Consider the following 14,430-nt stretch of genomic DNA (forward strand, 5'->3'; position numbering starts at 1 on the left):
CATTGAACGTCAGCTCGTAGCGTTGAGCCGATTATTTCAGCGGGTAGTATAGCGTAAAGAGATGTAAATCTGCCAGAGGTCACATTTTTGGCATAAAACAGACCGGACAGCGTGGCGCTGTCCGGTACAGGGCGCTATTCCGCGGCGGATAAACGGGCGTTCCCCTCCGCGCGGCGTGAGGCGCTTCCTCCCCACACCTGGTCATACTCATAACCCGTTAACTGCTTAATCACCACGCGGGTCCTGGCGTCGCAGTCGCGGTAATCACCGCCCAGTTTGCGGCGTGCAATCTCCTTCAGGAGCAGCTTGTGCGTCTCGCGGGTGAGCTTGAACCTGTAGGTGGTGAAGAAGCTGACCGCCAGCAGGGCTGCCGTGGCGAAAATCATCAGGCCGATAATCGCCCCCAGCGCGCTTTCAGGCTGTGCGCCGCTGCCCTTCACGAAGCCGGACTCCTGCAGCACCAGGCCAATGATCATGATGGCAATCGCCACGGTGCTCTTACGGGTCAGAACCATCACACCGGCAAAAATGCCTTCGCGGCGCTGCTGCGTCACCATCTCATCGATATCCGGAATGAAGCTGTAAATGTTCCACGGAATATAATAGAGGCCCGAGCGGGCGGCACCCAACAGGATAAAGACCGCCGAGAACAGCAGCGTCGGCACCTGCGTTTTGGTCAGGTAAACCGTAAACAGGAACGCCAGCACCAGGAGGATACAGCCGTACGCGAGCCGCAGGGCGGCAGACGGCGTCATGTTCAGACGGTTCAATAGCAGCATAAATCCATAGGTACCCGGTACTGAGGCAAAGGCAGCAATACTCAGCCAGCCGGAAACCGCTGAGGCATCCTGGCTCAGGCAATACACGACGTAATAGGTAAAGACCGACCCGAATACGTCCATCGCCGTGAACGAAAAGATATAAATAATAATATGCAGGCGAAACGCGCGAATGCGGAAGGAAGAAAAGAGATCCAGCACCAGGTATTTCAGGTGATTGAGTATCCCGCTGCTGCGCTGGTTATCCACTTTAAAATCGGACTCTTGACGCACATCCTTTGCCTCCCAGGTGGTGTACCAGGTAATAAATACCGCAATGCAGAACACGCAGGAAAATATCAGCCCGGTGAGGGTATAGGTAAATGGATTATCTTTCCCCGTGAACTGCATAATCACGCCGGGAACGGAAACCGCAAGAAAACCGCCCAACTGAGAGCAGATCATACGCACGCCCGAGAGGCGGCTACGCTCTTCATAGCGGTTTGTCATCTCCGCTGCCAGCGTCTCCCAGGGCACCAGCACCATTGCCGACAGCAGCTCAATAGAGAGATAGGTCCCCAGGTAATACCAGTAGCCCATGTCCGTCAGCCACAGCAGGGCATACAAAAACATGAGCGGCGAACTGAGTAGTAAAAAGAAGCGGCGACGGCCAAATTTACGCCCGAGCCAGGTATCGCCGAAATTATCGGTGATATAGCCCATAATCGGGCTTAATAACGCATCAATCACGCGGGCAATGGCGAATATTGACCCCGCTTCAATAACCGAGAGCCCGCAATAGGTGGTGTAAAAAAAGAGCAGCCAGGTGCCGATAATGGCGAACGCACCTCCGCCAAACAGATCGGTTACGCCGTAGCCAAGTGCCACGCCGTAACCCACTCTACGTTCAGTAGGTTTGACCATAATAATATCCAGTGTAGGGTAATGATTAACCTGTTTTTCAGGTCGTATTTTTATTCAAATCTGGATGACACATTACGTTCTACTTATTGAGTTCTATCCATTGTCTTAACTGAGATGAGCGATAAATAGCCTCCACAAGGGTGAGTGATTTTCCGGCTTCGCGGATGTCGGTGTAATTCGCGTTTTCGGGATGAGAAATGGCATGATAAAAACGGCGGATCGCCTGCTCATGCCCCAGCCCCCAGTAGCTTTTGACCAGGCCGTCAGGGGAGTTATCGCTCGCCAGCCTGAGGCGCTCGCCGGGAGTAATACGCCAGAGCACGTTGTCACTGAGCAGCAGCGAGCCCCGTTCGCAGTGGATTTCAAGCCAGAGGGGGGAATCCGCGGTATTGCAGATGCTGGCATAAAACAGGCCGCGCGCGCCGTTGGCAAAATGCAGCGTCGCCATCGCGCTGTCTTCTCCCTCGGTCACATCCGCCAGCTCACCGCGGTCCACCACGCCTTTCACACGCGTTGCGCCGCCGGCGAACCACTGCATCAGGTCCAGAGTATGAATGGCCTGGTTGATCAGCAGGCTGCCGCCTTCCGTTGCCAGCCGCCCGCGCCACGGGCTTTCGGTGTAGTACGCGCCCGAGCGTGACCACGTCAGCACCGCTTTGATGCTGAGCATTTTCCCCAGCTCGCCATCATCCAGCGCCTGGAGAATCCCCAGGCTGGTGGGGTTGAGCCGGTTCTGGTAGCACACGCCCAGCAGACCCGGTGCCTGCTCCGCGGCGCGGGTGATTTCAACGAGCTCGCTGCTGTTCATCCCCACCGGTTTTTCGCAGAAAACATGCTTCCCGGCGGCGAGCGCCGCCAGGATCATGGTTTTATGCTCGAAATGCGGGGTGCAGATATGGACCACGTCGATGGCCTCATCCAGCAGCATTTCCCGGTAATCCTGATAAAAGCGACACTGATAGCCCATCGCCAGCTTCAGCCCTTTGACGCTGTCGATATCTACCAGCGCGCGCAGCGCGACGTTGGGCATCTGGCGCAACGCGTTCACGTGGCAGCCGTGAATTGCACCGGCACCGATAACCGCCGTGTTCAGGATCGTCATTGTCGCCTCCCGTTATTCCGTTGCGTTGGCCAGCATCTGAGCCTTCACGCAGAGCTCCGCCGCTTTGAACGCGTGCGCCTGCGTCATGGCGTTTTCGGTGCGGTGCAGACAGTCGAGGATCAGTTCGCCAAAGAACGGGAAGCCGACCTCTCCGGCGACCGGATAGCGGAATTCCCCCTCTTTATTGACGAGATAAACCACGTCCTGCTCGCCGCGGGTGAGATCGACATATTTGCGGATTTCGATATAGCCTTCGGTGCCGAGCAGCGTCAGGCGGCCGTCGCCCCAGGTTGAGAGTCCGTCCGGGGTGAACCAGTCGCAGCGGAAATAGCCGCTGGCGCCGTTTTCGCCTCTGATTGTCGCGTCGCCGAAATCTTCAAATGCCGGATGCTGCGGATGGTTGAAATTGCGTGCCTGGCTGGCGACCACGCATGCCTCACTGTTGCCCGTGTAAAACAGAAATTGCTCGATCTGGTGGCTGCCGATATCGCACAGAATGCCGCCGAAGTAGTGACGTTCGTAGAACCAGTCCGGGCGGCCCGTGCCTTCCCGGTGCGGGCCGGTTCCCAGGGTTTGCACCACGCGACCGATCGCCCCCTGCTGCACCAGCTGTCCGGCAAAAACCGCGCTCTCGACGTGCAGGCGTTCGCTGTAGTACACCGCGTATTTCTTCCCGGTTTTTTCCACCATCGCTTTGGCATCGGCCAGCTGTTCAAGGGTGGTGAGCGGCGCTTTATCCGTGAAGTAGTCCTTGCCTGCGGCCATGGCTTTCAGCCCCAGCGCGCAGCGCTCGGACGGGATGGCCGCACCCGCAACCAGCCGCACCTCGTCGTCGTTGAGTATCACCTCCAGCGACTCCGCCACTTTTGCCTGCGGGTACTGCCGGATAAATTTATCCACTTTGGCCGGATCGGGGTCGTACACCCATTTCAGGGTGGCCCCGGCTTCTATCAGGCCGTTACTCATCCCGTAGATATGGCCGTGGTCGAGCGCTGCGGCAGCAAAGACAAATTCGCCTTCCTTCACGACCGGCTGTGGTTTACCGACCGGCGCGTAGTTCATTCCGTCATGCTTGTTCATGGTGTCACTCCTTAATCCAGATCTTTGCCAAGGGGAATCGCACCCACTTCGCTGAAGTTGGCGACGCTTGCGGATTTTTCATAAAAACGGGGGGCGAGGGCGTTGGTCCCGCCGGTACGGTAAAACGGGTCATCGCGCTGAATCGGCAGCGAGACCACGCTGCGGGTAATGGCGGATTTATAGATCGCGGTAATCAGCTCCAGCGAGCGTTTGCCCTGCAGGCCATCCACTAACGGCGCCGTGCCGTGCTCGATGGCATAAAGCAGGTCATCGATCTGCCCGGTGTGCAGCGTCCACTCGAGCTTCGGCGTCTCCTGAAAAACGGCGTTGAGCTGCGTTTCTCGCGTCAGATCGTTAGTCTCCTGCGGGAAGCCGTTATCGGCGCTGACGCTGGCAAAGGCCTGCCATGGCGCGGAGATGCGTGCCTTATCGCCCTGAATGATAATTTTCTGGTCTTCCCCGTGGTGCACGACCGAGGCGGTAAGCTGCGTGAGCGCGCCGCTGGGGTATTTGAAGATCGCGGCGCTGAGGTCTTCGACTTCAGCGTTGTCGTGCGCCACGTTGGTCATCATCGCCACCACCTCGGACGGGAAGCCTAGCATCCACTGAATGGCATCGATGTGGTGAACCGCGTGGTTTAGGGTGCAGCCGCCTCCCTCTTTTTCCCAGGTGCCGCGCCACCACAGATCGTAGTAGCAGTGTCCGCGCCACCAGAACGAATCCACCTGCGCGTGGCAGATTTTTCCTGCGAGGCCGGAATCGAGCGCGGCTTTCAGACGCCAGAAGGCATCGGTAAAGCGGTTCTGCGCAATGATGGCGAGCGTTTTGCCGCTGGCCTTTTGTGCGGCGATCATCGCGTCGCACTCCTCCAGCGAGGCGGCCATCGGCTTTTCGCACAGCACGTGGCACCCCGCGTTCAGGGCATCAATGCTGATCTCTGCGTGGACGTAGGGCGGCGTACAGACGTCGACGATGTCGATATCCGGCTCTGAGGCCAGCATCTGCTGGTGGCTGTCATACACACGGGCTTCCGACAGGCCGTAGCGCTTTTTTTTCTCGTGGGCTTTTTCCGGGTAGATATCCACCAGCGCGACGATCCGGCAGCGCTGGCCAAACTGTAAATAGCCCTGAATATGGTTATGCGAGATATTCCCTGTTCCCACGATAGCGACATTTAACATCGATTCTTCTCCGGAGTTACCAGGTGCCGGAGGCATCCAGCGTGACGCTGGCTGTCTCTTTAGCCACTGAGGTGCTGATGCGCTGTTGAAGCAGGCGCAGATACTGTTTCTCGTTGAGCGGGAGTTCGACCCAGTCGTCGGTCCAGGTGGAGAGGTGCATGGCGTTGGAGAGCGTCAACCCGCGGATCCCTTCCAGACCCGGCGCAATGAGCGGCTCGCCGCGCAGGATGGCGGCACAGAAGTTGGCGGTAATGACGTGGTGTTCGCTGCACTCCGGGGCGACGGGAAGCGTGACCTCCCAGCATTCGGGTTCACCGAAACCGTTTTGCCAGCGGGCGTTGAAGTCAGTTTCGGACTCACGCAGCCGCCAGTAGCGCAGTTTCCCCTCTTCGACGACTACCTTGCCGCGATCGCCGACGATTTCCAGCCGGTTGGTGCCCGGCGTTTCCGCCACAGTGGTGATAAACACGCCCGTCGCGCCGTTGGCGTACTCGGCGTAGGCGGTGACCTCGTCTTCCACTTCGATTTGACGATGCTTACCGAACTGGCAGAACGCCCGCAGGCGGACCGGCATGCCGACCAGCCACTGCCAGAGATCGAGCTGATGCGGGTCCTGGTTGAGCAGTACGCCGCCGCCTTCTCCTTTCCAGGTGGCGCGCCAGCCGCCGGAGTTGTAGTAGCTCTGCGAGCGATACCAGTTGGTGATGATCCAGTTGGAGCGGCGGATCTCACCCAGCTCGCCGCTGTCGATAAGATCTTTCACCTTCTGGTAGAGCGGATTCGGGCGCTGGTTGTACATGATGCCGAACACCACATCGCACGCCTGGGCGCAGGCGTTCATCTCCTGCACCTGCGCCGTATATACGCCCGCTGGTTTTTCACACAGGGTATGGATGCCGTTACGCATCGCCAGCATCGACAGGCGCGGATGCTCGTAATGCGGCGTGGCGACAATCACCGCGTCGATAAGCCCGCTCTGGAGCATCTCCTGCGCGTCGCTGAATAACGGGAGAGTGCCGACCAGCTGGCGGATAGCGGGGTGCTTTTCCGGTGCATTATCGCAAACCGCCGCCAGGCAGGCGTCACTGACCGTACCCGCCAGTAAATAACGCGCATGGACCGTCCCGATATTCCCTATTCCAATAATGCCAAAACGTACCTTCTCCATGTCACACCTTAATTTCAGTTGAAATGAGTGATGACCGGAAAATAGGAAAGGGGAGCCGCAGCGACAATGTGTTTTTGTGAGAATACTCGCAGGGTGGTTAAGTAATCTCCAGGCTTTGTGAAATTTGGTTTTAAAATCAATGGGCTGTTTCTGCAAATTTTTGCAAAAACTGATTGAGAGCGAGGTCACACTATGTCGGGCAGGCTAAAAATGGAGGAGATCGCGGCCCTGACGGGCTATTCCGTCAGCACGGTTTCGCGGGTATTAAGCGGCAAATCTTATACCAGCGATAAAGCCCGGGAGGCGATCGTTCGCACCGCGCGAGAATTAGGTGTCCTCGAGTCAATGGCGAGCGGAAGACTATTAATTAACGGTATCGCTGTTTTTGCACCGGAAAGAACCTTTCAGGGACGCGGGGACATTTTTTATCTGGAAGTGACAAAAGGCATTGCTGAAGCCTGCGCGCCGCACAACGTGTGGGTCAGCTGCTGTGGTTTAGAAGAACAGCACGCCGATGTGAAAGTCTTTCTGGAAAAGGCCAGTCATAAGAATATCAACGCGATAATTATTATTGGGACTGATGATTCCACCATATTTAAACTGGCGAGCACGCTGAATAAGCCCTGCGTGTTGATTAATTCCGTCGATCGGGATCGGGTGCTGGATGCCGTGTCGCCCGATCACCGGGCGATTGGTTTTACCGCGATGCAGTACCTTTTCGAGCAGGGGCATCGCCGTGTGCTGACGCTTACCTGCCTGCGGCGGGATACGCTGTATGCGCGTCTGGACGGCATCAAAGAGGCGTATCGCCATTTTCACGTGGCCTTTGACCCGCAGCGTGATTTGCTCGTGACGGAGTGGTTTACCGCTGAAGAGGCCGAGCAGGCGCTGGATGCGTGGCTGTTGAGTCATGACCGATCCCAGTGGCCGGAGGTGATTTTCCCGAACAGTACCCGGATGGTGGAAGGCGTGGTCAGAGCGTTAACGCGCCACGGGCTGCGTATTCCGGAAGATGTTTCGCTGATTACGACCGATTTTGCCTGGAATTTAGCGCACCGTCTGGAAAAACCGGTCACGGGCGTCACGGTGCCCTGCCGCGAGCTGGGGATTGAGGCCGTACATCTGCTGCAAACGCGGCTTAACCGACCGCAGGCGCCGGTCTTTAATCTGCTGTTGCAGGGCAAAGTGATGGATTACGGTTCGGTCAGTAACGCCACGCGCCACGCGGCGCGCGTGGCGCTGGATCAATAATCAGGCCAGCTGTGGCGGCAGGCAGACGCCGATGCCCCCGATTCCGCAGTAGCCGTACGGGTTTTTATGCAGATACTGCTGGTGGTCGTCCTCGGCATAGTAGAACGGTTTCGCGGTGGCGATTTCTGTCGTTACCTCGCGCGTATCGCCCGCTTCACGCATGGCCTGCTGGAAACGCTCAAGGCTGGCGCGCGCGGCGGCATCCTGCTCAGGCGTAAGCGGATAAATGGCCGAGCGGTACTGGGTGCCGTGGTCGTTGCCCTGACGCATGCCCTGCGCCGGGTCGTGGTTTTCCCAGAAGACCTGCAGGAGCTGCTCGTAGCTAATTACCGCAGGGTCATAGACCACGCGTACCGCTTCCGCATGCCCGGTTTCGCCGGAGCAGACTTCGCGATAGGTAGGATTCGGTGTGTAACCGCCCGTGTAGCCAGCCGCCGTGCTGTAAACGCCGGGCAATTGCCAGAAGAGGCGCTCAACACCCCAGAAACAGCCCATGGCAAACAGGGCGATTTCCATTCCCTCCGGCACGTTGGTCATGGAATGGTTATTGACGGCGTGTAAGGTCGCCACAGGCATAGGGGTGTTGCGTCCCGGTAATGCATCGGTTTGTGAAACCAGATGCTTTTTGTCGAATAAACTCACGATGGGGCCTCCCGGGGTGCGATGTTTCAGTTAAGGTTGTCACGAAGCGTTTAATTGAACACAATAAATGCGCTGAATGAGTCTAGATTTAATCATAAGAAATATTTGGGTGTTACACCCATTTTCAACCCGCGATTCGGGTTTTTGGCCAACAGGCCGTGTTTTGCCGCGGAGCGGCACTTCATTTGCTTCCAGGGTGGAAACAGGGATATTCAGGAGAAAACGTGACAAAAATCCGCCAGTTATGTTTGGTCAGTGTGTTGCTGACAAGCGGGATTGCCAGCGCGGCGAATGTCCGTTTGCAGGTTGAGGGGTTATCCGGGGCGCTGGAAAAAAACGTGCGCGCGCAGCTATCGACCATCCAGAGTGATGAGGTGACGCCGGACCGGCGTTTTCGCGCGCGCGTCGATGACGCCATCCGTGAAGGGCTGAAAGCGCTGGGGTATTACGAACCCACCATTGATTTCGATCTCCGCCCACCGCCAAAGAAGGGGCGTCAGGTCCTTATTGCCCGCGTTTCGCCGGGTGAGCCGGTACTGATTGGCGGCACGAACGTCATCCTGCGCGGCGGGGCGCGTACCGATCGGGATTATCTGGACCTGCTCAGCACGCGGCCAAAAGTCGGTACCGTGCTTAACCACGGCGACTACGACCATTTCAAAAAAGAGCTGACGAGCGTTTCCCTGCGCAAGGGCTACTTCGACAGCCAGTTCAATAAAAGCCAGCTGGGCATTGCGCTGGATCGACGTCAGGCCTTCTGGGATATCGACTACGACAGCGGGGAACGCTATCGCTTTGGCGATGTGACGTTTGAAGGTTCGCAGATTCGTGAAGAGTACCTGCAAAACCTCGTGCCGTTCAAAAAAGGGGATTACTACCAGTCGAGGGACCTGGCGGAACTGAACCGTCGTCTTTCCGCTACCGGCTGGTTTAACTCCGTGGTTGTCGCGCCGGAATTTGATAAGTCTCGCAAAACCAAGGTGTTGCCGCTGCATGGCGTTGTCTCGCCGCGCACCGAGAACACCATTGAGACCGGTGTTGGCTACTCGACGGATGTCGGACCACGCGTGAAAACTTCGTGGAAAAAACCGTGGATGAACTCCTACGGCCACAGTCTGACTACCAGCCTGAGCCTCTCTGCGCCCGAGCAGCAGCTGGATTTCAGCTACAAAATGCCGCTGCTGAAAAATCCGCTTGAGCAATATTACCTTCTGCAAGGCGGTTTTAAGCGCACCGATTTAAACGACACAAAGCAGGACTCTACGACGCTTGCGGTCTCCCGCTTCTGGGATCTCTCCAGCGGCTGGCAGCGCGCCATTAACCTGCGCTGGAGCCTGGACCACTTTACCCAGGCCAATGTTACCAATACCACCATGCTGCTTTATCCGGGCGTGATGATCAGCCGTACCCGCTCGCGCGGGGGCCTGATGCCGACCTGGGGCGACTCACAGCGTTACTCCATCGACTATTCCAACTCCGCCTGGGGCTCCGACGTGGACTTCTCTGTCATTCAGGCGCAAAACGTCTGGATCCGCACGCTGTATGACAAACATCGCTTTGTGATGCGCGGCAATCTCGGCTGGATTGAAACGGGAGACTTCGAGCGCGTTCCACCGGATCTGCGCTTCTTCGCCGGGGGCGACCGCAGCATTCGCGGGTATAAGTACAAATCGATCTCACCTGAGAACGAAAAGGGTCAGCTAACCGGTGCGTCAAAACTGGCAACGGGATCGCTGGAGTATCAGTACAACGTCAGCGGAAAGTGGTGGGGCGCCATGTTTGTTGACGGCGGTGAAGCGGTGAACGATATCCGCCGCAGCGACTTTAAAACCGGCGCGGGCGTTGGCGTACGCTGGCAGTCGCCCGTCGGGCCCATCAAGCTCGATTTCGCCGTGCCTGTCGGCGACAAAGAAGAACACGGATTACAGTTTTACATCGGTCTGGGGCCTGAATTATGAGTTTATGGAAGAAAATAAGCCTCGGGGTGCTGATTTTTATCGTGCTGCTGCTCGGTACGGTGGCGTTTCTGGTGGGAACGACGACCGGGCTGCATCTGCTGTTTAACGCTGCGAACCGCTGGGTGCCTGGGCTGGAGATTGGTCAGGTGACGGGCGGCTGGCGCGACCTGCGTCTGAAGAACATCCGCTATGAGCAGCCGGGCGTGGCGGTGAACGCCGGGGAGTTCCATCTCGCGGTGAAGCTGGGCTGCCTGCGAGACAGCAAGCTCTGCGTCAACGATCTGTCGCTTAAAGACGTCAACGTGGCGATTGATTCGAAAAAAATGCCGAAGTCTGCGCCGGTCGAGGAGGAGGACAGCGGCCCGCTGAATCTCTCCACGCCGTACCCGATCGCGCTCTATCGGGTGGCGCTCGATAACGTCAATATCAAAATCGACGACACCACCGTGTCCGTGATGGATTTCACCTCCGGCCTGCGCTGGCAGGAGAAAAACCTCACCCTGACGCCAACGTCCCTGCAGGGCTTGCTGATCGCGCTGCCGAAAGTGGCCGACGTGGCGCAGGAAGAGATTGTCGAGCCGAAGATCCAGAACCCGCAGCCGGAAGAGAAGCCGCTGGGTGAAACGCTGAAAGACCTCTTCTCGAAGCCTGTTCTGCCGGAAATGACCGACGTTCACCTGCCGCTGAATCTCAACATTGAGGAGTTCAAAGGCGAGCAGCTGCGCCTGACCGGCGATACCGATCTGACGGTCTACACCATGCTGCTGAAAGTCAGCAGCATTGACGGCAACATGAAGCTCGACGCGCTGGATATCGACACCAATCAGGGCTCGGTGAATGCGTCAGGGAATGCGCTGCTGCGTGACAACTGGCCGGTGGATATTACGCTGAACAGCGCGCTTAACATCGATCCGCTGAAAGGCGAAAAGGTGAAGGTCAAAGTGGGCGGGGCGCTGCGCGAGAAGCTGGACGTCGGGGTCAATCTCTCCGGTCCGGTGGACATGGTCCTGCGTGCGCAAACCCAGCTGGCGGAAGCCGGGCTGCCGCTCAATCTTGAGGTTGTCAGCAAGCAGCTTTCCTGGCCGTTCACCGGCGAAAAGCAGTTCCAGGCCGATGACCTGAAGCTGAAGCTGAGCGGCAAGATGACCGATTACACGCTCTCGTTCCGCACCGCGGTGAAGGGGCAGGGCGTGCCGCCTGCGAACATCACGCTGGATGCGAAGGGCAACGAACAGCAGGTCAACCTCGATAAGCTGACCGTCGCGGCGCTGGAAGGTAAAACCGAGCTGACCGCGCTGCTCGACTGGCAGCAGGCGATCAGCTGGCGCGGCGAGCTTAAGCTGACGGGCATTAACACCGCAAAAGAGGTGCCGGACTGGCCGTCGAAACTGGATGGCCTGATCAAAACGCGCGGCAGCCTGTACGGCGGTACGTGGCAGATGGACGTGCCGGAAATTAAGCTCTCCGGGAACGTGAAGCAGAACAAGATTAACGTCGAAGGTTCGGTGAAAGGCAACAGCTATCTGCAGTGGATTATCCCGGGGCTGCACGTGGCGCTGGGCCGCAACACGGCGGATATCAAAGGCGAGCTGGGGGTGAAGGATCTCAACCTTGACGCCACCATCGACGCGCCGAATCTGGATAATGCCCTACCGGGTCTGGGCGGCACGGCGAAAGGGCTCGTGAAAGTACGCGGCACCGTGGATGCGCCGCAGCTGCTGGCGGACATTACCGCCAATAACCTGCGCTGGCAGGAGTTGAGCGTGGCCCGCGTCCGCGTGGAAGGGGATGTGAAATCCACCGATCAGATTGGCGGTAACCTGAACCTGCGCGTGGAGCGCATTTCTCAGCCGGACGTGAACATTAACCTGGTCACCCTGGACGCCAAAGGAAACGAGAAGCAGCACGATCTCCAGCTGCGCGTGCAGGGCGAGCCGGTCTCCGGCCAGCTGCACCTGACCGGCAGCTTTGACCGCAAGGAAGAACGCTGGAAAGGAACGCTGGACAACACCCGCTTCAATACGCCGGTCGGGCCGCTGGCGCTGTCGCGCGCCATCGCGCTGGACTACCGCAACGCCGAGCAGAAAATCAGCATTGGGCCACACTGCTGGACTAACCCGAATGCGGAATTGTGCGTACCGCAGACCATCGATGCGGGCGCGGAAGGGCGCGCGCAGATCAACCTCAACCGCTTCGATCTGGCGATGCTGAAGCCGTTTATGCCGGACACGACCCAGGCCAGCGGCGTCTTCAGCGGGAAGGCCGATGTGGCCTGGGACACCACCAAAGAGGGGCTGCCGCAGGGCAGCGTCACGCTGTCCGGGCGTAACGTGAAGGTGACGCAGGAGGTCAACGACGCGCCGCTGCCGCTGGCGTTCGATACCCTGAACCTGAGCGCCGATCTGCACAACAATCGTGCACAGCTGGGGTGGACAATCCGCCTGACCAATAACGGTCAGCTGGACGGGCAGGTTCAGATTACCGATCCGCAGGGACGGCGTAATCTGGGCGGCAACGTCAACATTCGTAACTTCAACCTGGCGATGGTGAACCCGATTTTCGCACGCGGGGAAAAAGCCGAGGGCATGCTGAATGCTAACCTGCGCCTGGCCGGCAACGCGCAAAGCCCGCAGCTGTTCGGTCAGATGCGGCTCAGCGGCGTGGATATCGACGGCAACTTCATGCCGTTTGACATGCAGCCCAGCCAGATCGCGATGAACTTCAACGGCATGAGCTCGACGCTGAGCGGCTCGGTATTGACGCAGCAAGGGCAAATCAACCTCAGCGGCGACGCGGACTGGAGCCAGCTCGACAACTGGCGCGCCCGCATCGCGGCGAAGGGGAGCCGGGTACGCATCACCGTACCGCCAATGGTGCGCCTGGACGTCTCGCCTGATGTGGTCTTTGAAGCCACGCCAAGCCTCTTCACGCTTGACGGACGCGTCGACGTACCCTGGGCGCGCATCGTGGTTCATGACGTGCCGGAAAGTGCGGTCGGCGTCTCAAGTGATGAAGTTATGCTCAATGAAAATCTGAAACCTGTCGAACAGAAGAGCGCTGGAATACCGATTAATAGTAACCTTATCGTGCACGTGGGGAATAACGTGCGGTTGGATGCGTTTGGGCTGAAGGCGAGGCTCACGGGCGACCTGAAGGTGGCGCAGGATAAACAAGGGCTTGGCCTGAACGGGCAAATCAATATTCCTGAAGGGCGTTTCCACGCCTATGGTCAGGATCTGATTGTCCGTAAAGGCGAGCTGCTGTTCTCCGGTCCACCGGATCAACCCCTGTTGAACATCGAAGCGATTCGTAACCCGGAAGCGACGGAAAACGACGTCATTGCTGGCGTTCGCGTCACCGGTTCTGCTGACGAACCGAAGGCGGAGATCTTCTCTGACCCGGCGATGTCGCAGCAGGAAGCTCTCTCTTATCTGCTGCGTGGACAAGGTCTGGACAGCGGACAAAGCGACAGTGCGGCGATGACCTCGATGTTAGTGGGTCTGGGGGTTGCACAAAGTGGGCAGGTTGTGGGTAAAATCGGCGAGACGTTCGGCGTAAGCAATCTGGCGCTGGACACCCAGGGCGTGGGTGACTCCTCGCAGGTGGTGGTCAGCGGCTATGTACTGCCGGGTCTGCAGGTAAAATATGGTGTGGGGATCTTTGACTCACTGGCAACACTCACGTTACGCTATCGCCTGATGCCTAAGCTATATCTGGAAGCAGTATCCGGCGTAGACCAGGCACTTGATTTGCTCTATCAGTTTGAGTTTTAGCAATGCGAATATTTGTCTACGGCAGTTTACGAACCAGGCAAGGCAACAGTCACTGGATGACCAATGCCCTGCTGCTGGGGAATTACAATATCGAGAACTACCAGTTGTACAGCCTGGGCCACTATCCAGGCGCGGTTCCGGGCGAAGGAACAGTACAGGGTGAAGTCTATCGTATTGATAACGCGACACTTGCCGAACTTGATGCCTTGCGCACCAGGGGCGGTGAATACGCACGCCAGTTGATCCAGACGCCGTACGGAAGTGCGTGGATGTATGTCTACCAGCGTCCGGTCGAAGGGTTAACGCGGATTGTAAGCGGTAACTGGTTAGACAGAGACCAGTACTGAAAAAAACAACGCCACCGTGAGGTGGCGTTGTTTTTTTTGTTCCTTCAACTCTCTTCTGTATCCCGGTGCCGGGTTAAAAAAAGAGGAACGAACAGCATGATATAGGGGGCAATAAGCCATAACAAACACAGGGCGCGTGAACGGCCATAGTAGTTTATGCACCGCGTATTGCTTGAAATGACGGGCAGGAAAAACAGTAAAAACAGCAGAATCGCATAATCGCTTCGATAAGGGATCCATAAGTAA

Annotated in this window: 10 protein-coding genes; 4 read left to right on the forward strand and 6 right to left on the reverse strand. The window is 57.7% G+C overall.

Going from position 1 to position 14,430, the window contains the following annotated elements:
* Positions 1 to 134: 134 nt before the first annotated feature.
* From V1566_RS05215 to V1566_RS05235, 5 genes are all read right to left on the reverse strand, one after another.
* Positions 135 to 1,682 (reverse strand): MFS transporter, encoded by a 1,548-nt coding sequence (locus tag V1566_RS05215; RefSeq protein WP_395305246.1) that lies wholly within the window; start codon positions 1,680 to 1,682, stop codon positions 135 to 137.
* Positions 1,683 to 1,761: 79 nt separating this feature from the next.
* Positions 1,762 to 2,784, reverse strand: a complete 1,023-nt coding sequence (locus tag V1566_RS05220; RefSeq protein ID WP_395305247.1) for a Gfo/Idh/MocA family protein — start codon at positions 2,782 to 2,784, stop codon at positions 1,762 to 1,764.
* Between the two features lie 12 nt (positions 2,785 to 2,796).
* The gene (locus V1566_RS05225; RefSeq protein WP_395305248.1) at positions 2,797 to 3,864 is read right to left on the reverse strand and encodes a Gfo/Idh/MocA family protein; all 1,068 of its coding nucleotides are present in this window, start codon (positions 3,862 to 3,864) and stop codon (positions 2,797 to 2,799) included.
* Between the two features lie 11 nt (positions 3,865 to 3,875).
* Positions 3,876 to 5,045 carry a Gfo/Idh/MocA family protein gene (locus tag V1566_RS05230; RefSeq protein ID WP_395305249.1) on the reverse strand — a complete coding sequence of 390 codons (1,170 nt, stop codon included), beginning with the start codon at positions 5,043 to 5,045 and terminating at the stop codon, positions 3,876 to 3,878.
* Between the two features lie 16 nt (positions 5,046 to 5,061).
* A complete protein-coding gene (locus V1566_RS05235; RefSeq protein ID WP_395305250.1) occupies positions 5,062 to 6,213 on the reverse strand; it encodes a Gfo/Idh/MocA family protein in 1,152 nt (383 codons plus the stop codon).
* Between the two features lie 192 nt (positions 6,214 to 6,405).
* Here V1566_RS05235 and V1566_RS05240 point away from each other — a divergent pair, with 192 nt between their 5' ends.
* Entirely contained in the window at positions 6,406 to 7,464 is a 1,059-nt protein-coding gene (locus tag V1566_RS05240; RefSeq protein ID WP_395305251.1) for a LacI family DNA-binding transcriptional regulator, read from the forward strand.
* Here V1566_RS05240 and msrA read toward each other — a convergent pair whose 3' ends face one another.
* On the reverse strand, positions 7,465 to 8,106 hold the full coding sequence (gene msrA, locus V1566_RS05245) for a peptide-methionine (S)-S-oxide reductase MsrA (RefSeq protein ID WP_023334288.1): 642 nt from the start codon (positions 8,104 to 8,106) through the stop codon (positions 7,465 to 7,467).
* 224 nt (positions 8,107 to 8,330) lie between these two features.
* Here msrA and tamA point away from each other — a divergent pair, with 224 nt between their 5' ends.
* Genes tamA through V1566_RS05260 form a run of 3 tightly spaced genes read left to right on the forward strand, consistent with a single transcriptional unit; the run spans position 8,331 to position 14,184 of the window.
* Positions 8,331 to 10,064, forward strand: coding sequence for an autotransporter assembly complex protein TamA (gene tamA, locus V1566_RS05250; protein ID WP_395305252.1), 1,734 nt, complete (start codon positions 8,331 to 8,333; stop codon positions 10,062 to 10,064).
* On the forward strand, positions 10,061 to 13,837 hold the full coding sequence (gene tamB, locus V1566_RS05255) for an autotransporter assembly complex protein TamB (protein ID WP_395305253.1): 3,777 nt from the start codon (positions 10,061 to 10,063) through the stop codon (positions 13,835 to 13,837). Before tamA ends, tamB begins: the two co-directional genes overlap by 4 nt.
* Positions 13,838 to 13,839: 2 nt before the next feature.
* A complete protein-coding gene (locus tag V1566_RS05260; protein WP_024907288.1) occupies positions 13,840 to 14,184 on the forward strand; it encodes a gamma-glutamylcyclotransferase in 345 nt (114 codons plus the stop codon).
* Positions 14,185 to 14,430 lie beyond the last annotated feature (246 nt).

This window comes from Enterobacter sp. ECC-019 (genome assembly GCF_043974075.1).
Taxonomy (GTDB): Bacteria; Pseudomonadota; Gammaproteobacteria; order Enterobacterales; family Enterobacteriaceae; genus Enterobacter; species Enterobacter asburiae_D.